The sequence below is a fragment of the Neorhizobium sp. BETTINA12A genome (assembly GCF_023006485.1).
Lineage (GTDB): Bacteria > Pseudomonadota > Alphaproteobacteria > Rhizobiales > Rhizobiaceae > Neorhizobium.
This window is the reverse complement of sequence record NZ_JALBGW010000068.1, coordinates 1-24,335: the sequence shown is the minus strand read 5'-3', so window position 1 is coordinate 24,335 and position 24,335 is coordinate 1. Positions and strand designations below refer to the sequence as shown.

Here is a 24,335-nt window from a genome sequence, read left to right as displayed (position 1 = left end):
CGCACCTGACCGCCGGCGCCAAGCGCGTCATCGTCTCGGCGCCTGCCGACGGCGCCGACCTCACCGTCGTCTTCGGCGTCAACCACGATCAGCTGACCCGGGAACACCTGGTCATCTCCAACGCGTCCTGCACCACCAACTGCCTGGTTCCGGTCGTCAAGGTCCTCGACGACGCCGTCGGCATCGATCATGGCTTCATGACCACGATCCATTCCTACACCGGCGACCAGCCGACACTCGACACGATGCACAAGGACCTCTATCGCGCCCGTGCTGCAGCGCTCTCGATGATCCCGACCTCGACCGGCGCCGCCAAGGCCGTCGGCCTGGTGCTTCCGCACCTCAAGGGCAGGCTCGACGGCACCTCGATCCGCGTGCCGACCCCGAACGTCTCGGTCGTCGACTTCAAGTTCGTCGCCAAGAAGACGACCACGGTTGCCGAAATCAACGAAGCGATCAAGTCCGCATCCAACGGCGCCCTGAAGGGCATCCTCGGTTACACCGAAGAGCCGCTCGTTTCCCGCGACTTCAACCACGACAGCCATTCCTCGATCTTCGCGATCGACCAGACTAAGGTGCTCGAAGGCAACTTCGTCCGCATCCTCTCCTGGTACGACAACGAATGGGGCTTCTCGAACCGCATGGCCGACACGTCGGTCGCGCTTGCCAAGCTCATCTGAGCATCACAGATGCTGCCTTCGGGCGGCACCGGCAAGATATGGACCTCCTCCCGCAAGGGAGGGGGTTTTTGTTTGTGGGCATGGTGGTTAGGGAGGTAGTTGCCTGCAACCTCGATAGGCTCAGCACATGGATCACGCTCCAAAGGTCGCGGCTCGATGCGCTATAGGAGCGGTTCAAAAGGGCGGCGACATAACCTAGGGAACAGGTCAGTGAGAGCGATCAGGAACGGCAAGAGAGGACTCACCGTTCACGCCAGGGTGGCAGGCTGCTCGGAAGGAGGTAATCCTCAGCCGCACGAATGATAAAGATGGGCGAGCCAAGTAAGCTCAGCTCTGTAGAGAGCATAAATTTTAAACGCTTCCCTATTGCTTGCTTATCTTTTCATACAGGAGGGTTATTTATATTAAAGCAGCCCCAACCATCATTTTCTCCTCCAAAAGAAGCGGCGGATTTTTCTAATAACTGTTCCGTCCGCGTAATTTCCTGATGAGATGGGATCATAAATCGGGTTGCAGTTACATCCCATTTTAGGGGGCGCGAAGTCTCTATTTCCGAATATCTTACCTTTTCGAATTGCTTCTCAATACGCGCGATAAATTTTATTGCTGAAGCTTCATCAGGAAATACAACGGAAAAATCCACATCCCGCGGAGAAGACAAGTCGTCGCCTTGCTCTTTCATGCGGCGAAGTACGTCGCCATTTTCGTCATCAGGAAAGCTATCTTCCATAAGGCCCTTCACTATATTTGTTTAGACTACTAATACCCCTCATCCTGAGATCTATATTTCGATCCAGGAGATTCTATTTTATTATAATTGTCTGTTGATTTTGGTCCACCGGTTTGATCCATCCTCTGAGATTCATCCTTGAACGCACCTCTTGAATCCGGTGATTTTGTCCAATCTGTAGCAGTATGTTTATCGCCTGTTTCTTTTTCTACCCTCCGGCCGCTTTCTTGAGAGCGCTCGCGGCTGCCCTTGCCGCTATAAGTTTTCCCACTTTCGTGAGTATTAGTATAGGAGCCAGTTTCTCTGCTTTTTGATGTGGGCGCTTGGGTTGATTCCGGGGTACTGCTTCTTCCCCCGCCACCTGCACCGCTTCTTCCCCAGCCACCTGCACGACTTCCACTCCCTCCGCCGCCAAAAGGCCCCACCAAGTCGAACTTTTTAGAACCGGGCGGATCCGCCATAGTCGCCACTGGGGTAGATCCCAGCTCCTGCTCCTTTTTATCCCGGTCGTTTACGCGTGTGTCTGCGGTTTCCGTAACAGCCTTTGATTGCTCAGACTGTTCAACGGCGCTGTCGTTCCCGCTTCCGTCTGCGCCTCCACTTCCATAATCAGAGACGTCGGGGCTTACGGAGTGGCCACTTGGATCACTTCTGTTGACAGGATCATTTTCGGAATAGGCATATCGATTTGTCCCTACGCCGGGCGCCGTGGGATCCCAGGTATCGGGCGAAATAAATCGAGCATTTGCCGCTGACCCAAATGAAACAAATATCATGCTGGACACAAGGAACAGGCTCAAAAAACGAGCCGCAAGCCTAATGAAAAAGGAATTCATAAAAAGCTCCATACCCATAAAAGCGCAGCAGGGCGCATGATTCGCCCCCCGAATTTCAACTTCTGATTTTAAGACCTGGCCGTCAATAGTCACGATTTTCAAATCCACAGTAGGTAATGGGAGTCGCCGCTACAGAAGTGTTCCAGATTTCTGCGGCACAACGAAAAATATTCGTTCCGAATTGTCCCCACCCCTCCAATCCATGCCTACAATCCCCCCGCTCCCACCACCGGAGTGTTTCGCGAGACGTTCGCGGGCAGGCGGGAGCCGGCGCTTTTATCGGAACCGTAACGTGCGGGGATGGTGGAAGAGGTGAAAGCCATGGGTTAGGGGCAACCCCAACCCTATCAAGCCTCCCCCGGACAGCCATGTCCGGTTCGGTTGAGCCGTGCAAGTGGCAAGCCTGTCCCGAAAGGATGGGCGCGAATAAAGCCACGCAGCGAGGCGAGATGATCACCTGTAGGGGCCGGAAGCCCCAAAAGAACGCCGAAGGCCACGCGAATGCGGAGCCATACTATTATTTTACTATGAGGTTCCGCATTCGTGTGGGCTCTCCGATAATCCAGCGCCCCAAAAGTGGGTACCGGTTTTGGGACGGGACGCTGGACAGAAAAGTGAAAAGCCGCCGGCACCAAGGCACTGGTCCGTCTTTTTTATCCCCTGCCCTTCTCTTGCCGGAATTGTTCCCGCCTAATCGATCAGTCGATTCGCCTGGCCCTCGGCCGGGATCTGCCCCATTCTTGCATGGCCGCGTTGCGGCGTGGCACAGTTCCGGTTTCGGGGCTGCGGACGGGGATGGTGTCGGCGAGAGGTGCGAAGGAAGGGATTATAGGTGGAGGCTTTTTATATCGTCCTGCTGGTCGGCACGGTCCTGGTGCTGGCGGCTGCCCTTTCGAGCCTCCTTGCCTTCCGCTTTGGCGCTCCCCTCCTGCTGATCTTCCTGTCGATCGGCCTGCTCGCCGGCGTCGATGGCCTCGGCATCCGATTCGAGAACTATTCCTTCACCTTCATGCTGGGATCGCTGGCGCTGGCGATCGTGCTGTTCGATTCCGGCTTCATGACCCCCATCCACTCGTTCCGCCTTGCCGCGGCGCCGGCGATCACGCTTGCGTCGATCGGGGTGCTGCTGACGACCGGAATCTTTGCCCTCGGCGCGATGATCCTTCTCAATTTCAACTGGCTCGAAGGCCTGCTGCTCGGCTCGATCGTCGCCTCCACGGATGCCGCCGCCGTCTTCTTCCTGCTGCGCGTCAGCGGCATCAACATCCGCGACAAGGTGCGCTCGACGCTCGAAGTCGAGTCCGGCACCAACGACCCGATGGCGATCTTCCTGACGATTGCGCTCGCCGAGCTTCTGGCGACCGGCCAGGGCCTTTCCGGCCTCGACCTGCATTTCCTTTTCCTGTTCGTCGAGGAAATGGGGCTCGGCGTCATCTGCGGCCTGTTCGGCGGCATGATGATCGTCTGGGTGCTGAACCGCTTCACCTCCGACCGGGGCCTCGCGCCGATCTTCGTGCTGACGCTGGCGCTTCTCGTCTTTTCCTTCACCGGCGCGATGGGCGGCAGCGGCTTCCTGGCGGTCTATGTGGCCGGCATCTATTCCGGCAATCGCAAGATGTTCGCCAAGCCACAGATCATCCGCTTCAACGAAGGGCTGACCTGGCTTGCGCAGATCATCATGTTCCTGGTGCTCGGCCTGCTCGCGACGCCTTCGCAATTCCCGGCTATCCTCTTGCCGGCGATCGGGCTGGCGCTCTTCCTGATCTTCGTCGCCCGGCCGATCGCCGTGTGGCTGAGCCTGCTACCCTATGATTTCACCCAGCAGGAAACCAGCTTCCTCGCCTGGGTCGGCCTGCGCGGCGCGGTCTCCATTCTGCTCGCGATCATGCCGGTCTTGAGCGGCGTCGAAAACGGCCAGCTTTTCTTCAACACCACCTTCATCATCGTGCTGGTCTCCCTCCTCGTCCAGGGCTGGACGATCAAGCCGGTCGCCCACAAGCTCGGCCTCATCATTCCGCCGCGCATCGGCGCCGTCGACAAGATCGAGCTCGACCTGCCGGGCACCGCCCATCACGAGCTGATCTCCTACCGCGTCATGAAGGACAGCCCGATCCTGCAGGGCGAGCGCATCCCCCGCTGGGCCATGCCATCGCTGGTCATCCGCGACGGCCGCAGCATGCGTTACCAATATGCCGGCCGGCTGAAGGAGAACGACCAGGTCTACCTGTTCATCTCCCCCGCCTATTCGAAACTGCTCGACCGCATCTTCGCAAGCCAGGTGCCGGTCGACGAGGACGATGCGGAATTTTTCGGCGCGTTCGCGATCTCGCCGACGAGGCCCGCCAAGGAACTCGACGCCGCCTACGGCCCCGGCCTGCTTTCTGCCAACGAGCAGAACATGACCGTCGGCGACCTGGTGACCTCGCGGCTCGGCGGCCGCGCGGATTATGCCGACCGTATCCGCTTCGGCTCGATCATCCTGATCGTGCGCGAACTGGACGAGCACGAACATGTCCGCAGCATCGGCATTTCGCTGGAACCCGTGGAGCCGGCGACCAATCTGCCGATCTTCATCAACATGCGCGAGATCGCCCACCGCGTCCGTGATCTGATCCGCAAATACCGAGGCAAGCACCTCCCCGTGAAACCGGGCGCCGTGCCGCCCGAAGGCCCGGCGTAGAGTAGCGAAAGCTCAAATAAAATCCTCCACCCGCTGCATTGTCGCGGTAGAATCGGCGTGCGGCTTATCTGCCGCAGACGGAATATGGATGGCAGCGACCAATCGTCTTGCGTCGCCGGTCAGGCATAGTAAGGTCCGCTACGAACTTTCCGAGTAAATGGATTAGCATCATGCCGGCCTTCAAAACCCTCGACGACCTCACCGATATCGCAGCCAAGCGCGTGCTTGTGCGCGTCGATCTCAACGTTCCCGTTGCTGCCGACGGCAAGGTCACCGACGCGACCCGCATCGAGCGCGTCGCCCCGACCATTCTGGAACTCTCGAAGAAGGGCGCCAAGGTCATCCTGCTTGCCCATTTCGGCCGTCCGAAGGGCGAGCCGGTCGCCGACATGTCGCTGTCGCTGATCGTTTCTGCCGTCAACCAGGTCCTCGGCCACAAGATCCTCTTCGCCTCCGATTGCATCGGTCCGGAAGCCGAACAGGCGATCGCCGGCATGAAGAACGGCGATATCCTGCTGCTCGAAAACACCCGTTTCCACAAGGGCGAGGAAAAGAACGACCCGGGCTTCACCGAGGCGCTCGCCAAGAACGGCGATATCTTCGTCAACGACGCCTTCTCCGCAGCCCACCGCGCCCATGCCTCGACCGAGGGCCTCGCCCATCACCTGCCCGCCTATGCCGGCCGCACCATGCAGGAAGAACTCGAAGCGCTCGAAAAGGGCCTCGGCAATCCGGCCCGCCCGGTCGTTGCGATCGTCGGCGGCGCCAAGGTTTCGACCAAGATCGACCTGCTGCAGAACCTCGTGAAACGGGTCGACGCGCTGGTGATCGGCGGCGGCATGGCCAACACGTTCATCGCGGCACAGGGCATCGATGTCGGCAAGTCGCTTTGCGAGCATGACCTTGCCGACACGGCCCGCAAGATCATGGCGGAAGCCGAAGCCTCCAATTGCGCCATCGTGCTGCCGGTCGACGGCGTCGTCGCCCGCGAGTTCAAGGCAGGTGCTGCCAACGAAGTGGTCGATATCGACAAGATCCCGGCTGATGCCATGATGCTCGACGTCGGACCGAAGTCGGTAGCAGCCGTCAACGAATGGATCTCCAAGGCCTCGACGCTCGTCTGGAACGGCCCGCTCGGCGCCTTCGAGATCGCGCCGTTCGACAACGCGACGGTCGCTGCCGCCAAACACGCGGCAGAGCAGACCAAGGCCGGCAAGCTCACGTCGGTTGCAGGCGGCGGCGATACCGTCGCCGCCCTCAACCACGCAGGCGCTGCCGACGACTTCTCCTACGTCTCGACTGCCGGCGGCGCATTCCTGGAATGGATGGAAGGCAAGGATCTGCCGGGCGTCTCGGTGCTGATCAAGGCCGCCTGATCTGTCATTTTCCGAAACGGAGCGCGTGCCATATAGGGCGGCGCGCTCCCGAGTTAACTGGTTTAAAAAATTTTAGATGTTTTAAACGATTGAAAGCATTTCAATCGTTTCAATAGCTTACCGTAGGATTTCCCTTTAAAATAACTTCTGTTATCCGCATTTCATGAGCTTTGGGAGAACCGAAAATGACTGAACGTCTTGAAGACATCGCCGTGAAGATGGTCGCCGACGGCAAGGGCCTTCTGGCCGCCGACGAATCGACCTCCACCATCAAGAAGCGCTTCGACAGCATCAATCTCGAATCGACCGAAACAAGCCGCCGCGACTACCGGGAAATGCTGTTCCGCTCCGACGACGCCATGAAGAAGTGCATCTCGGGCGTCATCCTCTACGAGGAAACCCTCTACCAGAAGGCCGCTGACGGCACCCCTTTCGTCGATATCATCAAGGCCGCCGGGTCGATCCCGGGTATCAAGGTCGATACCGGCGCCAAGCCGATGGCCGCGTTCCCGGGCGAAACCATCACCGAAGGCCTCGACGGCCTCGGCGAGCGGCTCGCGAAATATTATGAAGCCGGTGCCCGTTTCGCCAAATGGCGCGGCGTGATCGCCATCTCCACCGAGCAGAAGCTGCCGACCTGGGGCTCGATCAAGGCCAATTCGCAGGCGCTCGCCCGCTACGCGGCGCTCTGCCAGCAGGCCGGCATCGTGCCGATCGTCGAGCCGGAAGTGCTGATGGATGGCGAACCGGCGACCCACAGCATCGATACCTGCGCCGAAGTGACCGAATGGGTCCTGCGCACCGTCTTCGCCGACCTCTATGACGCCCGCGTCAAGCTCGAAGGCATGATCCTGAAGCCGAACATGGTCATCGACGGCAAGAAGGCCCGCAAGGCCTCGGTCGAGGAAGTGGCCGAGCGGACCGTTAAGGTTCTGAAGGCAACCGTTCCGCCCGCGGTTCCGGGCATCGCCTTCCTCTCCGGTGGTCAGTCGTCGGAAGAAGCGACCGCCCATCTTTCGGCGATGAACTCCGGCTACGACCTGCCCTGGGGGCTGACCTTTTCCTACGGCCGCGCCCTGCAGGACCAAGCCCTCAAGGCCTGGGGCGGCAAGTCCGAGAATGTCGCAGCCGGCCAGCGCGCCTTCACCCATCGCGCCGAGATGAACAGCCTCGCCGCCAAGGGAAGCTGGAAGAAGGATCTCGAAAAGGCTGCTTGAGGAGCGCCTTTTCAAGGAGGAGGAAGAAGGCCGCTTCGGCAACGGAGCGGCCTTTCTGTTGTGTCGCCACCTCAAAATCCAATTGAACCGAAAGGGCGAAGCGGCGTTCATTGCGTGAATGGAGGTTGCCATGATGGAAATGGAAACCAGGGTCCGCAGGCTTTTCGACGAGTACGGCCGGACCAGCAATGATGCCCTCAAGGATGCGGCGTCGGTGAATATCGCGGGCATCGCAGCGTTCTTCGCCGCCTATTTCGTCGGCTCGACACCGCAGGCCGTGTTCGGCGGAGCCAATGACGCGGCATTCCGCGAAGTGATCCCGCAGGGCTTTGCCCGATATCGCGAGGTCGGCGGCAAGCGGATGGACATAACCGGCGTGAAGATCACCTGCCTCAACGATCTTCATGCGCTTGCCGAAATTGGCTGGGATTTTTCCTACGTGAACAAGGCGGGCGAAGCCGGCAACGTCCGGTTCACCAATTTTTATTTGGTGACTGTCGCCGACGGCACCCCCAGGATTTTCGCCTATATCACCGGCGACGAGGAGAAAGCGATGCGGGACCACGGCCTTGCCTGAGCCGGTGATGCTGGCCGGTTTCATTTCCGTGATGATGCCGATCAAAAACATTGGCTGGTCATGGCGATTGATGAGGCTTTAAATCCGGCATCGCTCCCGGAGAATTTTCGCCATGCCGACCGCCGATTTCGTCACCGTCGATGTTTTCACGAGCGAACGTTTCGCCGGCAATCCGCTCGCCGTGGTGCCGGATGCGCGTGGGCTCACCGACCGGCAGATGCAGAACATCGCCATCGAATTCGGTTACGCCGAAAGCACCTTCGTCCTGCCGCCCGAAAACCCTGAAAACAGCGCACGGGTACGCATCTTCACCCCGACGATGGAAATCCCCTTTGCCGGCCACCCCAATGTCGGCACCGCCTATGTGCTTGGCCAACGACCCCACCTGTTCGGCAAGCCGGTCGCCGATACGCTCCGTTTCGAGGAGATTGCCGGCCTGGTCGAAGTCCGGTTGCTGCGTGAACCGACCGGCGTGATCGGCGCCACGATCCGCGCACCGCGGCCGCTGGAAATCGGCTCGGAGATCGAGCCTGGCCTGATCGCCGGCTGCATTTCGATCGATGCGAAACATGTGCGCACCACCGCCCACAAGCCGGGCTTCGCCTCGGTTGGCCTCGCCTTCGCGATCGCCGAACTAGACGGTCTCGAAGCACTTGCCGCCGCCCGGCCGAACATCACCGTCTTCCACGAGGCAGCCGCAAAGCACGAGGGTCCCGAAGGCGACTTCCCCATCTTCCTTTATGTCCGCAACCCGGAAAAGCACTGGAACTTCCGCGCCCGCATGTTCGCGCCGCTCGACAACATCATGGAGGATCCAGCGACCGGCAGCGCGTCTGCCGCCCTCTCCGCCTTCTTGGTGACGCGTGCACCGGAGACGGATGCCAGGGTGCATCTGACGATCGAGCAGGGTGTCGAGATGGGCCGCCGCAGCATCATCGAACTCGATGTGGCGAAGGCGGCCGGAACCGTCACCGACGTCACCATCACCGGCCGCTGCGTGTCCGTCATGCGCGGCTCGATCGATGTCTAGAGCCTTTCAGGGTTAAAGGCTCTAGAGCGTGGTGAATTCGCGCAGGATCAGCGCAATGCTCCAGACCGCGAAGGCGACGACGGCGAGCCTCCAGAAATCGCTCCGGCGCCTTAAGCCTGGAAGATTGAGCGGCTTGATGATCTGTACCAGCATGGCGAGGATCAGAAGAACCGCGATTGGCTTTGTCATTTAAGCTTTGCCGATCTCATCCGCCACAGGCTGGACATTTTTGCGCTCCACCACAGATAGATGCGGAGGGATTCGGGGAATAGATAGTCCGCTTCGCTTTCGTTAACGCCCGGTTCATTCGCATGCAACAATGCTTGCCTGCGGTCCCGTGATTGATCGCATTCGCGCAAAGAGCTGACAGTAGCAAAGATGAGACGAAACCTCCTTCCAATCCTCGCCCTCCTTTGCGGTACGCTTCTCCTTTTCCTCGGCAATGGCCTGCAGAGCCTGCTTCTGCCGGTGCGGGGCGCGCAGGAAGGTTATTCCAACGAAGTGCTCGGCCTGCTCGGCACCACATGGGCCTCCGGGTTCGTGATCGGCTGCTTCGTGGCGCCGAACGTGGTGCGCCGCATCGGCCACGTCCGCGCCTTTTCCGGCTTCCTGTCGCTGATCTGCCTGAACGTGCTGCTGACCGGGCTGATGGTCGACCAGAACACCTGGCTGGTCCTGCGCGCCATCACCGGTTTCTGCACCGCCGGCACCTCGATGATCATCGAAAGCTGGCTGAACGAGCGCGCCACCAGCGAAAGCCGCGGAACCATCTTTTCGTTCTATATCTCGATCACCCTTTTCGGCGTCGTCGGCGGCCAGTTGATGGTGCCGTTCGCGGATATTTCGACACCGACGCTGTTCATGATCTGCGGCATTTTCTACAGCCTCGCAGCGCTGCCGACCACTCTGTCCAAGGCCGCCTCGCCGCAACCGCTGAAACGCGCACGCCTGGATCTGCGCGGCCTCTTCCGCAACTCGCCCATCTCCTGCATCGGCATCCTGCTGATCGGCACCGCCAACGGCGCCTACGGCACGCTCGGCGCCGTCTTCGCCACCCGCGCCGGCCTCGACCAGGGCGCGGTGGCGGCGATGGTCAGCATCACCCTCTTCGCCGGTGCGATCATGCAGTTTCCGGCAGGCCGGCTGTCCGACAGGATGGACCGCCGCCACGTCCTTGCCGGCCTTTCGGCCGCGGCAGCCCTCGCGGGCCTGGCGATCCTGGTCATCCACCCGACCGGCACCTATCAGATCGTCGTGCTGGTAGCGATCTATGGCGCCGCCGCCAACGCGCTCTATCCGATCGCGGTCGCGCATGCCAACGACTTTGCCGCTCCCGAGGACTTCGTAAAAGTCTCGGGCGGCCTGCTTCTGCTTTATGGGATCGGAACCATCATCGGCCCGACGCTCGGCGGCCCGGTAATGACCTGGGCGGGCCCGCATGCACTGTTTGCGGTGACGACCGGGGCGCATCTTCTGGTCGCCGCCTATGCTATCATTCGCAGCCGGCAGCGAGCGCCGGTTCCCATCGCCGAGCGCGACGCCTACACGACCGCACCGGCCTCGACCTCGCCGCTTGCCACGCCCGAGAGCCTGTCGCTCGACCCGCGCGCCAAGACCGGCGGTTCGACGCCGGAGAATGCCAGGCCAGACACGAATGCCGGAAAGGAGACGTCATGAGCATTATCGACGATGAACGGCCGAAGAAACCGACAACCCACGAACTCGGCTGCGACCTCTCCATGCTGTCCGTGGATGAACTCGAATCGCGAATCGGCCTGCTGAGGCAGGAGATCGACCGGATCGAGGCCGAGAAGGAGAAAAAGGCCGCAGGCCGGCGCGCGGCCGACAGTCTGTTCCGTTCCTGAACGCTGCCGCTCGCCAATTATTTTAAGTATTTCCCCTTAATGTTAAGACTATATTAAGCATCATCGAACAATATAAAAGCGTTCAGGCTTCCTGGACTCAGACAGTTTCACCATTCGGCGAATGGTCTGATTTCTCCCTGTTTTACCTTGAGAGCCGCCTTTCCGCGGCTCTTTTTTTTATGGCCGCGCCGGCCCGGCCCCGGCTCCTTGCCCTCGATACCGCGGAGGCAAGGGTTTCAACCGGCTTTCCCACAGAAACAAACTGTTGTATTGGACGCCAAAATGCGTCTCATTTCAGGAACATGGCGGCTGTTTACCACTTCTTGTGGGTATTAACCTTTCCTTAAGAAACGCCTTGCGGATTTCCATTATAAGTATCATGTTCAGATCAGTCAGAACGGCATGGGAACTTTTATCCGCCGTTGTCATTGCCTGAATGTGATTGCGTTGAGCAGGATGATTTCGATGTCCGAACAGGGATTGAATACCGTAAGTTTTGCAGGCCGTGCCGCTGCGTCTTCGCAGTTCAAGGCGCTCTACTCCGAAGGTATGTCGCTGGTCGAGGAGACCGCGAGCTATCTCGACGGTACGGGCCGCGCTGCTTCGAAGGTTCTGCCGCGCATGGCATCGGTTCTCTATGCGGCCGAGTCCATGCGGCTGACCACCCGCCTCATGCAGATGGCCTCCTGGCTGCTTCTGCAGCGCGCCGTCAACAATGGCGAGATGAGCCGCGAGCAGGTCATGTCGGAAAAGAGCAAGGTCCGTCTCGACGGCTTCAACGTCGACCGCAATGCCCCGGGCTGGCTCGACCTGCCGGAAGGTTTCCGTGACCTCGTCGAGCGTTCGTTGCGCCTCCAGAACCGGGTCGCCATTCTCGATCGCGAGATCTACCGCCCGGCCGACCCCGCCGTTCTCCCGGACAACGAAAACAGCGTCCGCGCCCAGCTCAGCCTGCTGCGCACCGCCTTCGGCAACTGATTGCCGTCGCGCTATTTGATAGGATCAAACGAAGGGCCGACGCCAAGCGTAGGCCCTTTTCATTTCTGTCAACGCCTTCGAATGTTCGGGTCCATCTCGGCACGCTCCACTGCCTCGATGACGGCATCGAGCGCATCGGCCGTGAGGTGGCTCCGCTGTGCCGCCGCTTTCAGCCAATCATGTTTATCGGTTGGCATCGGCAGAAGGCTCTCCGCATAGGCATCGATCTCGTCCCGGCTCGTCAGCCGCGCCTTCTGGCCCAAGAAGCTTTCATAAAGCTTCAGGTGAGCATCGAACGAGTTCCAATTGTTCTTTCGAACTCTGTATTCCGACACCCATTTGACCAGCCCGTCGAATGACCCCTGGCTCTCGCCGCCCTGGATGCCGCGGCGCATGATATTCGCCACGCACTCGTCTTCACTCAGATCAAGCCAGATCAACGTCGTTGTCCTCGGCAGGGCGATGCCGACGTAGAGGCCATAGACGCCTTCGATCAGCCAGGCTTCACCCGCTGCGATCGACCGGACATCCTCGTGCACGACGGCCCGGTCGCGCGCAATTCCGTAGCGACCCGGCTCCCAGTGCACGTCGTCGAGGTGAACGAGCGACAGGCCAAGCGGCTCTGCCAGCCTTAGCGCCAGCCAAGTCTTGCCGGACCCGCCGTTTCCCATGATCACGATCCGGCGGGACGCGGTCGGAATATCGGATTGTTCTTGCAACGGCTCCTCCCCGCCAGAACACCACGAAACGAAAAAAGCCCGGCTTCCGCCAGGCTCTTCGAAACTCTTCCGTCAAGAAGCGTATTAGAGGCCGAGGCCGCCGAAACGCTTGTTGAACTTGGAAACGCGGCCGCCGCGGTCCAGCATCTGCTGGTTGCCGCCCGTCCAAGCCGGATGGGACTTGGGGTCGATTTCCAGGTTCATGGTTGCGCCTTCCGAACCCCAGGTAGAGCGGGTTTCGTACTCGGTGCCGTCGGTCATGACCACTTTGATCACGTGATACTGCGGATGGATGCCAGCCTTCATGTCGATATTCCTGCTCTGCGAGGTCCATTTGTCGCAATTGCGAGCGAGAGGCCTCTTTAATAAATGAAGCCGCAGACCGGTCTGGTCACGGCTTCCCAATTCGATGCGGAGCCTATACAGGAAGGTCGCCGGAAGTACAAGTACCCGCAAGGCCGAGAAATGAGCCTTTCGAGCCTATGGAGATGACGTGGCAGACGCCCGAGAAAACCAGCCGAGAGGCAAAGCCTTAAGACCGCTCGCAAGGCTCCTTCCCTATCTTGCCCGGTATCGTTCGATGGTCGCCGCGGCAATCGTTTTCCTGGCGCTCGCCGCCGCAACCACGCTCGCTCTGCCGCTTGCCGTGCGCCGCATGGTCGATCACGGTTTTGCCTCGTCCGACGGCCATTTCATCAACAACTATTTCGGCATGCTGCTGGCCTTGGCGACCCTCCTCGCCGTCGCAAGCGCGATGCGCTACTATTACGTCATCACCATAGGCGAACGGGTCGTCGCCGACCTGCGCCGCGAGGTTTTCTCGCATGTAACGTCGCTGTCGCCGTCGTTCTTCGACGTCAACCAGTCCGGCGAGATCGTCTCGCGGCTGACCGCCGACACGACCCAGATCAAGTCCGCCTTCGGCTCCTCCGCCTCGCAGGCGTTGCGCAACACCATCCTCTGTCTCGGCGCGATGGGAATGATGATCTATACGAGCCCGCGGCTGTCCGCGCTGGTGCTCGGCGCCATCCCGCTGATCGTCTTTCCGCTGGTCGGTTTCGGCCGCTCGGTCAGAAAACGCTCCCGCGCCGCCCAGGACACGCTTGCCCAGACCTCCGCCTTCGCATCCGAAGTGATCGGCGCGACCCGCACCGTACAGGCTTTCGGCGGCGAGGCGACCGCCAACGGCCGTTACGGCGGCACGGTGGAAAGCGCCTATGACGCCGCTCGCACCGCCATCAAGGCCCGCGCGCTTTTGACCGGCTTCGGCATCCTGCTTGTTTTCGGCAGCATCGTCGGCGTGCTCTGGTACGGCGCCCAGAGCGTGCTGGCCGGCACCATGACCGCCGGCACGCTCGGGCAATTCGTGCTCTATTCGGTGATTGCCGCAAGTTCCCTCGGCCAGCTTTCCGAAGTCTGGGGTGAGCTTTCCGCAGCCGGCGGCGCCGCCGAACGGCTGACCGAATTGCTGCAGGAAGTCCCGGCCATCCGCGATATCGAAAACCCCGTCGCACTCCCCTCCCCGCCGCGCGGTGAAGTGGAGTTCGAGGCGGTCTCCTTCGCATACCCCGCCCGCGTCAGCGCCATCACATTGAATTCCCTGTCGTTCAAGGTGAAATCCGGCGAGACGGTGGCGATCGTCGGGCCGTCCGGTGCCGGCAAGAGCACGATCTTCTCGCTGCTGCTGCGCTTTTATGATCCCTCCGCCGGGTCGGTGAAGCTCGATGGCATCGACCTGCGCCAGGCAAGGCTCGCCGAACTGCGTTCCCGCCTCGCCATCGTACCCCAGGACGTGACCATCTTCGCCGCCTCCATCCATGACAACATCGCCTTCAGCGCTCCGGATGCCAGCCGCGAGGCTGTCCGCGCCGCGGCAAAAGCCGCCCAGGCAGATGAGTTCATCTCGCGGCTCGACAATGGCTACGACACCATGGCCGGCGAGCGCGGCATCACCCTTTCCGGCGGCCAGCGCCAGCGCATCGCCATCGCCCGCGCAATTCTCAAGGACGCACCGGTCCTGCTGCTCGACGAGGCGACTTCGGCACTCGACGCGGAAAGCGAAACGCTGGTCCAGAAGGCGCTCGACGGGCTGATGGAGAACCGCACCACGCTGGTCATCGCGCATCGCCTGGCGACAGTTCTCAAAGCCGACCGCATCCTCGTGCTGGAAGACGGGCGGATCGTCGAAGAAGGCACCCATCAAAGCCTGATCACCGAGGGCGGCCTCTATGCCAAGCTTGCACGGCTGCAGTTCCACGATATCGAACGGCAGAGCGCCACGGCGCTCTGATCCTTCACGCCAACGTGTTTCGCTTGGTCTAAATCGGGCGCACCGAGTGCCTACCTACTGCAGAACCGCTAGTATCGCAGATACCATTGCCGCCAGAAGCTTGAGATCATGAATTTCAGTCAATTGCCGCCCAGCCCAACCCTCGACGATTGCCTCGACAAGATACAGTCCCAAACCTTTCGCTTCTTCTGGGATGGTGCCCATCCCGAATCAGGGCTGCCGTTCGACAAGTGCTTCGTTTCGGGCGCGCCTTCTCCCGGCATCGTATCGGTCAGCGGCGTCGGCTTTGGGGTCCTTGCCATCATCGTCGCCTCGGAACGCGGATGGATCACCCGTTCGCAGGCACTGGCGCGCATATCGACCATCATCGATCATCTGAGGCACTCCCCAACTTTCCGCGGGGCATTCGCGCATTTCATCGACGGCTCGACGAACGACGTCATCCGCTTCTCCGGACGGGACGACGGCGGCGACCTCGTCGAAACGACGCTGCTGATGCAGGGCCTGATCTGCGCACGGGAATATTTCGCCGGTGGGACCGCTCGGGAAGAGAAATTGCGGGCAGATATCACGCGATTGTTCGACGAGGTGGAATGGAACTGGTTCACCCGCGGCAAGGATGAAGCCCTCTACTGGCACTGGAGCCCGAACTACGGCTGGGCGATGAATCTGCCGATCCGCGGCTGGAACGAGGCCTTGTCCTGTTATGTCCTGGCGGCCGGCTCCAATACCCATCCGATCAAGCCGGAGAGTTACCATGCGGGCTGGGCCCGGTCTGGCGCCATGCGCAACGGCGCGACCTATCTCGGAACCGAACTCCCTCTTGGCGAGCCTTATGGCGGCCCGCTCTTCATCTCGCATTATTCGTTCTGCGTGCTCGATCCGAGAGGCCTGAGCGACCGCTATTGCAACGACTACCAGAGCCAGGCCGTGGCCCATACGCGCATCAACCACGATTATTGCCTGGCCGTGCCCGATTATGCGGATGCCGGGGTCTGGGGCCTCAGCGCATCCGACGGACCGCAAGGGTACGGTGCCCATTCGCCGACATTCGACCGCGGCGTCATCGCCCCGACCGCGGCCCTGTCGAGCTTCCCCTTCTTGCCCGCCGAGGCAGAAAGCGCCATGCGCGCATTGCTTCGGTATGGCGATGGCAAACTGCTCGGCGCATTCGGCTTTGTCGACGCCTTCGTGCCGAAGACAGACTGGGTGGCCGGCACTTACCTTGCTATCGACCAGGGCCCGATCATCGCGATGATCGAAAATTATCGGTCCGGCCTGCTGTGGCGCCTGTTCATGAACGCGCCCGAGGTGCGTCGCGGCCTGGAGCGGCTGGGGTTCACGTCGAGCACCCATTCCATCGCGGCGGAAATGCCTAGTCCAGGCGCCTGAACGTCCACTTCACCACATAGTCGCCGTTGCGCTTGATCTTGGTCTTGGTGCGCACCTCGACCGGGCCGCCGAGGGCAGATTCGGCATCTTCGAAGGCCTGGCGCGCCTCGGCCATCGCCTTGTGGTAGACGCTGTTGTCCCGCTTCGGGCTTTCCGCGACCTCCTTCAGGAGGACGCTCATATCCGGCTTGTCTTCGGCCATCACTTAAGTCTTCCCCGTGGCCGATTACCGCTCGGTGAGCTTCAGCTCGATGCGGCGGTTCTGGGAGCGGGCGTCGGGCGTGTCGCCTTGGGCAAGCGGCTGGAACTCGCCGAAACCGGCAGCGACGAGCCGGTTGGCCGGCACGCCCTTGGAGATCAGGTATTTGACCACCGACGTGGCCCGGGCCGAGGAAAGCTCCCAGTTGTCGCGATAACGGCCGGTGCCGGTAAGCGGCGAATTGTCGGTGTGACCATCGACGCGCAGCACCCAGTTGATCTCGGCCGGTATTTCCTTGGCAAGATCCAGCAGCGCCGCCGCAAGCTTGTCCATCTCGACCCGGCCGGCCGGATCGAGTTCGTTGCCGCCGACCGGAAAGAGCACTTCCGACTGGAACACGAAACGGTCGCCGACGATGCGGATGTTCTCGCGGTCCGACAGGATCTCCCGCAGCCGGCCGAAGAAATCCGAGCGGTAGCGGTTCAGTTCCTGGACGCGCTGCGCCAGCGCGACGTTGAGGCGCCGGCCGAGATCGGAGATCTGCGCCTGCGACGACGAGTCTCTGGCCTCCGAGGCCTGCAGTGCCTGTTCGACAGCCGCGATCTGGGCCCGCAGCGCGGCGATCTGCTGGTTGAGCAGCTCGACCTGGCTTGCCGCGCGGGCACTCAACTGTTGTTCCTGGTTGAGCTGGTTGGTGAGGTCGCCGATGCGGGCATTGGCGGCGCTGCTATTGCCGGTGCCCTGGCTCAGAAGCTGCTGCAGGCGCGAGCGGTCTGCCTCGGCCGTGGCAAGCGACGATTGCAGGTTGGCAAGCTGGTCCTCGACATCCTGATTATTGCCTTTTTCAAGCGCCAGCAGTTCCGTCAGTTCGGCGATCTGGCTGTTCAGCCGGTTCAGGACCTCGTCGCGGCCGGTGATTTCACGGCTGAGCAGGAACTGCGCCAGCACGAACACCGTGAGCAGGAACATGATGGCGAGCAGCAGCGTGGACAGCGCATCCACGAAACCCGGCCAATAGTCGACGCCCCGCTCTCGACGGCGGCTCTTGCCAAGCGCCATCGCTTACTTCCCCCCGATCTTGTCGGAAAGCCGGTCGAGCGTGCGGCGCAAGGCCTTTGATTCCTCCTGCTGCGCCTCGATCCAGTCGCGCAGCATCTGTTGTTCGTTGCGCATGTTCTTGACGAGGCCCTGGATTCCTTCGGCAAGATTGGCCATGGCCGACAGCGACCGCTCGTTCTGATGGGCGTCGACAGGGCCCTTAGTCTGGGCGGATGCGAGTGCACGCAGCTGCTCCGTCAGCGCCCTCAAATCTTCCGAGGAACCGCTCGCGAGGGTTTCGGCGACGACCGGCGGCATGTCCGATCCGAGATCGGTCACCGAGGACAGCCAGTTTTCGAGTTCCGTGTAGAAGCGATTCTGGGCGCGGCCGGCCTGCAGGTCGAGGAAGCCCAGAATCAATGATCCGGAAAGGCCGAGCAGCGAGGACGAAAACGCCGTGCCCATGCCGGCCAAAGGCTGGGCAAGGCCGCTCTTGATGGCGGCGAGCACGTCGTTGGAACTGCCGGAATTCGGGTCGAGCGCCCCAATCACGTTACTGATCGAGCCAATGGTCTGGATGAGGCCCCAGAACGTGCCGAGAAGGCCGAGAAAAACGAGCAGGCCGATGAGATAGCGCGAGGTGTCGCGTGATTCGTCGAGGCGCGTGCCGATCGTGTCGAGGATGGAGCGGAAGGCATTGGTGGACAGCGCCATTCTGCGGCGGCTACCGATCAGGGTGCGCATCGGCGCCAGCAGGCGCGGTTCGCGGCCCACCTTGTCGGCGTTACCGGCGGCGCGGAAGGAATTGAACCAGCGCACTTCCGGCATCAGGGCGATCACCTGGTTGAAAACCAGAATCACGCCGATCAGGAGAACGCCGAGAATGAGGCCGTTCAGGCCCGGATTGGTCTGGAAGGCATGCGCAGCCTGGCGGTAGAGGATCGACGCGACGAAACCGACGATGATCAGGAAGATCAGCATCGTCCATAAAAACGATGCGGGATTGGACAGTTTATAGGCATAACCGCCGCGGTTCGTTTCAGACGCGTCCAAATCGTCCACTGTCGCATTCGCCATAATAAGCCTTCGCCTCCGGTAGTCTGCCGGCCCGGAGGCTAGTTGAAAAATGCGACGAATTGAAGTGCAGAAGCTTAGGAAAACAGTCAGCTATTCAGTACTGCAGCGCTAAGCTGGGCGGTGGCGCAAAAATGCCTCAGCGGGTCGGAACGGGCCGGTTGACGACGTCGATCAGCGCCTTCTGGATGAGCTCGTTGCCTGCTACGACATTGCCGCTGCCGAAGATATCCGTCGTGCCCTTCATGTCGGAGACGAACCCGCCAGCCTCGCGGATAAGGATCAGGCCCGCCGCCATGTCCCACGGCGAAAGCTCGGTTTCCCAAAAGCCGTCGAGCCTGCCAGCAGCAACATAGGCAAGGTCGAGAGCCGCCGCGCCGAAGCGGCGCATGCCGGCCACTTCGCCCATGACGTGGCGCAGTTCGACGAGGAACTTGCCGTGATTGCCGCGGCCGAGATGCGGCATGCCGCAGCCGATCACGCAATCGGACAGCACCCGACGGGCAGCGACGCGGATGCGGCGATCGTTCATGAAGGCGCCGCCGCCCTTTTCGGCGGTGAACAGCTCGTCCGTCGCCGGGTTGAACACGACGCCGGCAACCACTTCACCATTACGCTCGAGCGCAACGGAGACTGCGAACTGCGGAATGCCATGCAGGAAGTTGGTGGTGCCGTCGAGCGGATCGACGATCCAGCGATGCGCGCCGTCGGTGCCCTTCAGCTCTTCGCTTTCCTCACCGAGGAAACCGTAGGTCGGACGCGATTTCAGCAGCTCGTCGCGGACGATCTTTTCCGCCTTCAGATCCGCCTGAGACACGAAATCACTGGGGCCCTTCACCGAAACCTGCAGGTTCTGCACCTCGCCGAAATCCCTGGAGAGCGACTTGCCTGCCTTGAGGGCAGCCTGAACCATGACGTTGAGAAGGGCGGAGCGGGCCATGCGGGAAATCCTTGGGGGTTGTCCCGACTTGTCGTCTGGACGGGACGGCGTTTTATGAGCGATTTTTTGATTGGCGGCTTCAAGACCATAAAACAGCGCGAAATTCAAGTCGTCCGCCGAAACGCGGGCATTGCCGCCGCTGACCGCGTCTGCAAAACTGGGTCCATCTTGTCCCGGCTGTATCACGGAGGAAGCAGGATGAAGGCTACGCTACCGCTGACCTTAAGCCTCGCGCTGCTTGCCACCATGGCCGCGGCATCGCTCGCAGCCTGGTTCATGATAACGCCAGGTGCAGACCTTGCCGTGCATTTCCGCCTCGACGGCACGCCCGACCGTTATGCGCCCGCACCCTTCGCGCTGTCGATCATCCCGGCCGCCGCACTCGTCTCGACGGCGATCTTTGCGCTGACCCGACGCTTCGACCGCAGGGCTGCCGATAAGCCGGTACTCTATATGGCCCTCTGGATCTTCGTGATTGCCGTTTTGGCGGGAGGTCACGCGATGATCGTCGGCCACGCTTTGTCGGCGAATTGATCGGGCCGGCTATTTGCCGCACCGTCTCCCGGCGCTTCGCTTTGGCTCAGCGCGTTCGGCCCTGCAATCGATTCACTGGATCGATTGCTCCGGCTTTGCCGGAGCAGGCCTCACCCACGCCGGAACTTGTTCGCCGCGTCGATCGCCTGGCGCTGAGTTTCCTCGTTGATCCCGAGATAGAAGTCTTCAAGCTCAGGGTCCTGCAGGCCGGCGCGGCGTGACAGCACGTACCATTTTGCCGCCTCGACCGGATTGGGCCGGGTGCCGAGCGCGTTGATATAGAGATGGGCGAGCTTGTTCTGGGCCACGACATTGCCGCGATGGGCCGCGATCCGTAGCCATTCGAAACCCTTTTCGTAGTTGCGCTCTCCAGCGATGCCGTTGACCATCCAGAGGCCCATGTCGAGCTGCGCGGTGTCGAAACCGGCATCTGCGGCACGCTCCAGCCATTCGCGGGCCCGCGCCTTCTTTTCCGCCGGCAGGTCCTTCAGCGCCACATAGACTTGCGCCACCGCATATTGGCTATCGGCAACGCCTTGCCTTGCAGATTTTTCGTAGAAGGGCAGTGCCAGACGCAGGCCTTTGTCGCCGGGATTTTCGGAAACCAGGATCTGCGCCCAGTTGAACTGCGCCGAGGCATTGCCGGCCTCTGCCGCCTTGCGCATGAAATCGTCGGCTTGCCGCTTGTCGCGTGGCACATCCCGGCCGGTCATCAGCAGCAGCGCATACTGGAACATCGCAGCTGGATCGCCGCCTTCCGCCGCCTTCTGATACCAGTATGCCGCTGTCTTCGCATCCCGCTTGATGCCGAGCCCCTTGGTCATCATCTCCGCGACCAGGGTTTGGGCCGCTGCATCGCCGGCTCCGGCCCGGGTCAGCGCCTTGTCGAGCGCCGTCAGGTATAACCCGCGCTGGTAGGCCCCGTAGGCATCGTCGACGGTACCGGTATAGGCTTTTTCAGGCGGCGCGGGCGGCAGGGCTGCGCCCATCCGCTGGTAGAGTTCGACGCCGCCCGAGGGAACGATCCCGCTCGGCTGGCCATCTGGCTCCTTGGTTCCCTTTGCTGAGCCCGGAACCGGCTGGATCTCGACCCGACCCTTTTTCATCGGCTGGAAATTGGGCTCCACCGGCCGGGTCACGGCCCTGGAATTCGCCTGCGCCAGCGCAAGGCAAGGCATTGCCGCCGAAGCGATGAACGTCGCCAGCAGCCCTTTGAGAATCACGCGGGAAAGGCGGTTCGACGGCATGGGATCCATCAAGCCCCAAACCGTGGCGCTTTTTCGTCCAGAATTGCGTTGACTTCGGCGACCGCGGCGCCGGGGCCCTGGGGGGTGGAAAATACCGCTTCCCTGAGCGCCACGAACTCCGCGCCGGTCTCCGCGACGGCAAGCGCCGAGGAGGTATCGGTGCCGCCCATGACGATGCAGGGAATCTCGATCATCGATGCCCACCATTCGCCGAGCGCGAGGTTTTTCGGATGTGCTTCCGGCTTGATATCACCGTCGAGCTTGCCGAAGAAGATATAGTCGGGACGATGTTCGCCGATCGCAAGCGCCTGATGCCGGTCGCCCGCCCCGCCGGTGCCAACGATCATCTTCGGCACGAATTTCTCGATCGCCTCTCCCAGCTCGGTGAGGTCTCCGCCAAGATGCAGGCCATCCGCCTTGATGCGCCCGGCCACTCGGCTGTCCCCGGAGATCAGCGCGGCAGCACCCGCCGCCTGGATCAGTTCGACCAGTGCCTCCGCGCGCTTCTGGAAGGCCTGGTCGTCGAGGCCATATTGCGGCACGATCACCGAGGCGACATCGCCGCCGGCAAGCGCTGCTTCGAGATCCCTGGCCTGCTGATCGGCATCGTCATATTGCGGCACGATCAGCACCAGGCGGCAGCGGTCTTCCTGTCTGGTCATGTTTCTTCCCGTTCGGCGGATCGGTTTATGAAATCCGCACTCGTTTTCTGTCCGCAAATTCGATAGACCGGACCGCCTGCCGGATCAACCATTCCCTCATCACCCGCCTGAGTCTTCATGCCCGATACGCTTAGCTTCGCGTTCTTCACCTTCGCCATCCCCGCCGTTCTGCTTGTCGGCCTCTCGAAAGGAGGCATTGGCGGCGCTATCGGGTTGCTCGGCGTGCCGCTGATGTCGCTCGCCGTGGACCCGGTCAAGGCGGCGGCGATCTTCCTGCCGATCCTGATCGTCATGGACATCGTCGCATTATGGTCCTGGCGGAACTTCAACGATCCCAGAACGCTGCTGATGATCCTGCCCGGCGGCATCATCGGCATCGCGCTCGGCTGGGCGACCTCGGCCTATGTCTCCGACAATGCGCTGCGCCTCGTCATCGCCGCGGCGACGCTCCTGTTTACTGTGCGTTATTTCTGGCAGGTCTACGGTCCTCGCTCCAACCGGCCGGCGGCTCCCCTGCCGCACCGCCCGGCCGCCGCCACGTTCTGGGGCGCCTTGTCCGGTTACGCGAGCTTCGTCGCCCATGCCGGCGGACCGCCTTTCCAGATCTACGTCCTGCCGATGCGGCTCGATCCGAAATCCTACACCGGCGCCAGCATCCGCTTTTTCGCGATCGTCAACGCCGTCAAGGTCATCCCTTATTTCCTGCTGGGCGCGCTCGACGCGGAGAACCTCACCATATCCGCGACCCTGCTGCCGGTGGCCCTGATCGCGACCATGCTCGGCGCAGCCGTCGTCAAGCATCTGAAGGCGGAGACCTTCTATCCGATGACTTACGGTCTGGCATTCTGTGCGGGATTGAAACTGCTGTGGGACGGTCTGCCGTTCTGACCCGGCAATGCAGGCGCGGCGTCGCTAAAAAAGCAACGCAAAATAAGGCAATCCATATTGTTGCGATGCACAATAAATCTTGCCGTCACCGGGCGTTTACCGTAAGTTCAACGCATGACAACCGTTGACCCCTTTGCAGCCATAGCTGATCCTAACCGGCGGTATCTGCTGGAGGAATTGCGGCGCGCCCCGAAAACCGTAAACGAACTTGCGCAAGGCCTGCCGATCAGCCGGCCCGCGGTATCGCAGCACTTGAAGGCGCTTCTGGACAGCAATTTGGTGAATGTGACGGCGGAAGGCACGCGGCGCATCTATTCCGTCAACAGCAAGGGCTTCGACAGGCTGAACCTGTGGCTCGATCAGTTCTGGTCGTGACGACCGGGGCTTTTTAATCTTTTTGGATTTTGTGGTCCCCTGCACCACGACCAGAACCTTGTCATTGATATTTCTGGATTATTTTGCCGCTTTGATTATGTGCCTCTAACTGATGAAACAATGGGCGAGCGGCGGGTTCTTCTACTGAGGAACTAATGACGCGTGGATGCCTTTATGCGCTGCATTTGGTCCTTGATGCGCAGCTTACGCCGCTTGAGATCGGCTATTTCACGGTCGTCGGCGGAGGGTGACGCGAGAATTGCCTGGAGCTCCTCCTCCAAAGCACCATGCTTCTTTTCAAGCGATGCGATATGAGCCTGGACGGTCATGTGGCATGTTCCTTCCTTAGTACCTACCACGGCATTCCCTAATGCCGAGGCTTCAGGTTTACGAAGGAAGTGTGACACGATCGGCTGGCTTTGTCGAAGGTGAAATCATGGTTTCAAGGAGGCAAATTCGTGACCTTGTCTAACTTCCCGTTAACGCGGTTTGGTGGTAGAGGCTTGCGGAGAATGCCGGCGACCGCTGAAATGCCGGGCGTGAGAATGGGGACTGGAATATGGCAGATCAGGAACAGGCGGATGTCCGGCTGGTGCTCGCGAAACTTCGACAGGAACACGAGGATTACGACGCCGCCATCAATGCCATGATCCAGGTCGGCTGCGACGCTCTTCGCGTGCAGCGCATGAAAAAGAAGAAACTGTCGCTGAAGGACAAGATGACTCAGCTCGAAGATCAGATTGTTCCCGACATTATCGCGTAAGGGTCCCGCCATGTCTGAAAGACCTGCCGTCGCCATCATCATGGGTAGCCAGTCCGACTGGGAAACCATGAAGAACGCCGCCGATACGCTGGAAGCGCTCGATATCGGCTACGAGGCCCGTATCATCTCGGCGCACCGCACGCCGGAGCGGATGATGCAGTTCGCCAAGGGCGCCCGCGCCGAAGGGTTCCAGGTCATCATCGCCGGTGCCGGCGGTGCGGCACACCTGCCCGGCATGACTGCCG

The 24,335-nt window shown here is 61.0% G+C and carries 28 protein-coding genes; 16 read left to right on the top strand and 12 right to left on the bottom strand.

Features of this window, described 5'->3' with window-relative positions:
• On the top strand, positions 1 to 680 hold a 680-nt coding region (locus MOV61_RS17145), incomplete at its 5' end, for a type I glyceraldehyde-3-phosphate dehydrogenase (protein WP_247137439.1).
• A gap of 382 nt (positions 681 to 1,062) precedes the next feature.
• Here the strand turns inward: MOV61_RS17145 and MOV61_RS17140 are convergent.
• Positions 1,063 to 1,410 (bottom strand): ribonuclease E inhibitor RraB, encoded by a 348-nt coding sequence (locus MOV61_RS17140; protein WP_247137438.1) that lies wholly within the window; start codon positions 1,408 to 1,410, stop codon positions 1,063 to 1,065.
• 29 nt (positions 1,411 to 1,439) lie between these two features.
• The gene (locus tag MOV61_RS17135; protein WP_247137437.1) at positions 1,440 to 2,339 is read right to left on the bottom strand and encodes a hypothetical protein; all 900 of its coding nucleotides are present in this window, start codon (positions 2,337 to 2,339) and stop codon (positions 1,440 to 1,442) included.
• A 739-nt stretch (positions 2,340 to 3,078) separates the two neighbouring features.
• Here MOV61_RS17135 and MOV61_RS17130 point away from each other — a divergent pair.
• The 5 genes from MOV61_RS17130 (at position 3,079) to MOV61_RS17110 (ending at position 9,126) form a co-directional block, all read left to right on the top strand.
• Positions 3,079 to 4,926, top strand: a complete 1,848-nt coding sequence (locus MOV61_RS17130; protein WP_247137436.1) for a potassium/proton antiporter — start codon at positions 3,079 to 3,081, stop codon at positions 4,924 to 4,926.
• Positions 4,927 to 5,096: 170 nt separating this feature from the next.
• A complete protein-coding gene (locus MOV61_RS17125; protein ID WP_247137435.1) occupies positions 5,097 to 6,302 on the top strand; it encodes a phosphoglycerate kinase in 1,206 nt (401 codons plus the stop codon).
• Between the two features lie 185 nt (positions 6,303 to 6,487).
• On the top strand, positions 6,488 to 7,519 hold the full coding sequence (locus tag MOV61_RS17120) for a class I fructose-bisphosphate aldolase (RefSeq protein ID WP_247137434.1): 1,032 nt from the start codon (positions 6,488 to 6,490) through the stop codon (positions 7,517 to 7,519).
• 130 nt (positions 7,520 to 7,649) lie between these two features.
• Complete coding sequence (locus MOV61_RS17115; RefSeq protein ID WP_247137433.1) at positions 7,650 to 8,096, top strand: hypothetical protein; 447 nt, start codon at positions 7,650 to 7,652, stop codon at positions 8,094 to 8,096.
• A 112-nt stretch (positions 8,097 to 8,208) separates the two neighbouring features.
• Positions 8,209 to 9,126, top strand: a complete 918-nt coding sequence (locus MOV61_RS17110; protein WP_247137432.1) for a PhzF family phenazine biosynthesis protein — start codon at positions 8,209 to 8,211, stop codon at positions 9,124 to 9,126.
• A 21-nt stretch (positions 9,127 to 9,147) separates the two neighbouring features.
• On the opposite strand, the gene MOV61_RS17105 is transcribed toward MOV61_RS17110, so the two are convergent.
• The gene (locus tag MOV61_RS17105) at positions 9,148 to 9,315 is read right to left on the bottom strand and encodes a hypothetical protein (protein WP_167551677.1); all 168 of its coding nucleotides are present in this window, start codon (positions 9,313 to 9,315) and stop codon (positions 9,148 to 9,150) included.
• 189 nt (positions 9,316 to 9,504) lie between these two features.
• On the opposite strand from MOV61_RS17105, the gene MOV61_RS17100 reads away from it, so the two are divergent.
• The 3 genes from MOV61_RS17100 to MOV61_RS17090 all read left to right on the top strand — a co-directional run bounded on the left by MOV61_RS17100 (position 9,505) and on the right by MOV61_RS17090 (position 11,969).
• A complete protein-coding gene (locus MOV61_RS17100; protein WP_247036123.1) occupies positions 9,505 to 10,803 on the top strand; it encodes an MFS transporter in 1,299 nt (432 codons plus the stop codon).
• On the top strand, positions 10,800 to 10,991 hold the full coding sequence (locus tag MOV61_RS17095) for a DUF1192 domain-containing protein (RefSeq protein ID WP_247036121.1): 192 nt from the start codon (positions 10,800 to 10,802) through the stop codon (positions 10,989 to 10,991). The genes MOV61_RS17100 and MOV61_RS17095 overlap by 4 nt, the downstream gene beginning before the upstream one ends.
• 465 nt (positions 10,992 to 11,456) lie before the next feature.
• Complete coding sequence (locus tag MOV61_RS17090) at positions 11,457 to 11,969, top strand: DUF1465 family protein (protein WP_038544967.1); 513 nt, start codon at positions 11,457 to 11,459, stop codon at positions 11,967 to 11,969.
• A 68-nt stretch (positions 11,970 to 12,037) separates the two neighbouring features.
• Here the strand turns inward: MOV61_RS17090 and MOV61_RS17085 are convergent, their stop codons facing one another.
• Positions 12,038 to 12,688 (bottom strand): AAA family ATPase, encoded by a 651-nt coding sequence (locus MOV61_RS17085; RefSeq protein WP_247137431.1) that lies wholly within the window; start codon positions 12,686 to 12,688, stop codon positions 12,038 to 12,040.
• 84 nt (positions 12,689 to 12,772) lie between these two features.
• On the bottom strand, positions 12,773 to 12,994 hold the full coding sequence (gene rpmE / locus MOV61_RS17080; protein WP_007775493.1) for a 50S ribosomal protein L31: 222 nt from the start codon (positions 12,992 to 12,994) through the stop codon (positions 12,773 to 12,775).
• Between the two features lie 187 nt (positions 12,995 to 13,181).
• Here rpmE and MOV61_RS17075 point away from each other — a divergent pair, with 187 nt between their 5' ends.
• Positions 13,182 to 14,978 (top strand): ABC transporter transmembrane domain-containing protein, encoded by a 1,797-nt coding sequence (locus MOV61_RS17075; protein WP_247137430.1) that lies wholly within the window; start codon positions 13,182 to 13,184, stop codon positions 14,976 to 14,978.
• Between the two features lie 108 nt (positions 14,979 to 15,086).
• Positions 15,087 to 16,370 (top strand): glucoamylase family protein, encoded by a 1,284-nt coding sequence (locus MOV61_RS17070; protein WP_247137429.1) that lies wholly within the window; start codon positions 15,087 to 15,089, stop codon positions 16,368 to 16,370.
• Here MOV61_RS17070 and MOV61_RS17065 read toward each other — a convergent pair.
• The 4 genes from MOV61_RS17065 to MOV61_RS17050 form a co-directional block, all read right to left on the bottom strand.
• Positions 16,354 to 16,572 carry a hypothetical protein gene (locus MOV61_RS17065; protein ID WP_247137428.1) on the bottom strand — a complete coding sequence of 73 codons (219 nt, stop codon included), beginning with the start codon at positions 16,570 to 16,572 and terminating at the stop codon, positions 16,354 to 16,356. The genes MOV61_RS17070 and MOV61_RS17065 overlap by 17 nt on opposite strands.
• A 24-nt stretch (positions 16,573 to 16,596) precedes the next feature.
• Positions 16,597 to 17,628: a peptidoglycan -binding protein gene (locus MOV61_RS17060; RefSeq protein ID WP_038544979.1), complete on the bottom strand. Its 1,032-nt coding sequence runs from the start codon at positions 17,626 to 17,628 to the stop codon at positions 16,597 to 16,599.
• Positions 17,629 to 17,631: 3 nt separating this feature from the next.
• The gene (locus MOV61_RS17055) at positions 17,632 to 18,684 is read right to left on the bottom strand and encodes a flagellar motor protein MotA (RefSeq protein WP_247137427.1); all 1,053 of its coding nucleotides are present in this window, start codon (positions 18,682 to 18,684) and stop codon (positions 17,632 to 17,634) included.
• Between the two features lie 136 nt (positions 18,685 to 18,820).
• Positions 18,821 to 19,621, bottom strand: a complete 801-nt coding sequence (locus MOV61_RS17050) for an inositol monophosphatase family protein (RefSeq protein WP_038544985.1) — start codon at positions 19,619 to 19,621, stop codon at positions 18,821 to 18,823.
• Positions 19,622 to 19,819: 198 nt separating this feature from the next.
• Here MOV61_RS17050 and MOV61_RS17045 point away from each other — a divergent pair, with 198 nt between their 5' ends.
• Positions 19,820 to 20,155: a hypothetical protein gene (locus MOV61_RS17045; protein ID WP_247137426.1), complete on the top strand. Its 336-nt coding sequence runs from the start codon at positions 19,820 to 19,822 to the stop codon at positions 20,153 to 20,155.
• 110 nt (positions 20,156 to 20,265) lie between these two features.
• Here the strand turns inward: MOV61_RS17045 and MOV61_RS17040 are convergent, their stop codons facing one another.
• Positions 20,266 to 21,411 carry a tetratricopeptide repeat protein gene (locus MOV61_RS17040; protein WP_408962392.1) on the bottom strand — a complete coding sequence of 382 codons (1,146 nt, stop codon included), beginning with the start codon at positions 21,409 to 21,411 and terminating at the stop codon, positions 20,266 to 20,268.
• A complete protein-coding gene (locus tag MOV61_RS17035) occupies positions 21,411 to 22,064 on the bottom strand; it encodes a thiamine phosphate synthase (RefSeq protein ID WP_247137424.1) in 654 nt (217 codons plus the stop codon). The genes MOV61_RS17040 and MOV61_RS17035 overlap by 1 nt, the downstream gene beginning before the upstream one ends.
• Before the next feature lie 117 nt (positions 22,065 to 22,181).
• On the opposite strand from MOV61_RS17035, the gene MOV61_RS17030 reads away from it, so the two are divergent.
• Both MOV61_RS17030 and MOV61_RS17025 read left to right on the top strand, forming a co-directional pair.
• Positions 22,182 to 22,952 carry a sulfite exporter TauE/SafE family protein gene (locus MOV61_RS17030; protein WP_038544994.1) on the top strand — a complete coding sequence of 257 codons (771 nt, stop codon included), beginning with the start codon at positions 22,182 to 22,184 and terminating at the stop codon, positions 22,950 to 22,952.
• Positions 22,953 to 23,066: 114 nt separating this feature from the next.
• Positions 23,067 to 23,327 (top strand): helix-turn-helix transcriptional regulator, encoded by a 261-nt coding sequence (locus MOV61_RS17025; protein ID WP_038544997.1) that lies wholly within the window; start codon positions 23,067 to 23,069, stop codon positions 23,325 to 23,327.
• A gap of 152 nt (positions 23,328 to 23,479) precedes the next feature.
• On the opposite strand, the gene MOV61_RS17020 is transcribed toward MOV61_RS17025, so the two are convergent.
• Entirely contained in the window at positions 23,480 to 23,656 is a 177-nt protein-coding gene (locus MOV61_RS17020; RefSeq protein ID WP_038544999.1) for a YdcH family protein, read from the bottom strand.
• Between the two features lie 230 nt (positions 23,657 to 23,886).
• Here MOV61_RS17020 and MOV61_RS17015 point away from each other — a divergent pair, with 230 nt between their 5' ends.
• On the top strand, positions 23,887 to 24,090 hold the full coding sequence (locus MOV61_RS17015; RefSeq protein ID WP_037077103.1) for a YdcH family protein: 204 nt from the start codon (positions 23,887 to 23,889) through the stop codon (positions 24,088 to 24,090).
• Positions 24,091 to 24,100: 10 nt separating this feature from the next.
• A partial coding sequence (locus tag MOV61_RS17010; RefSeq protein WP_247137423.1) for an AIR carboxylase family protein occupies positions 24,101 to 24,335 on the top strand: 235 nt, incomplete at its 3' end.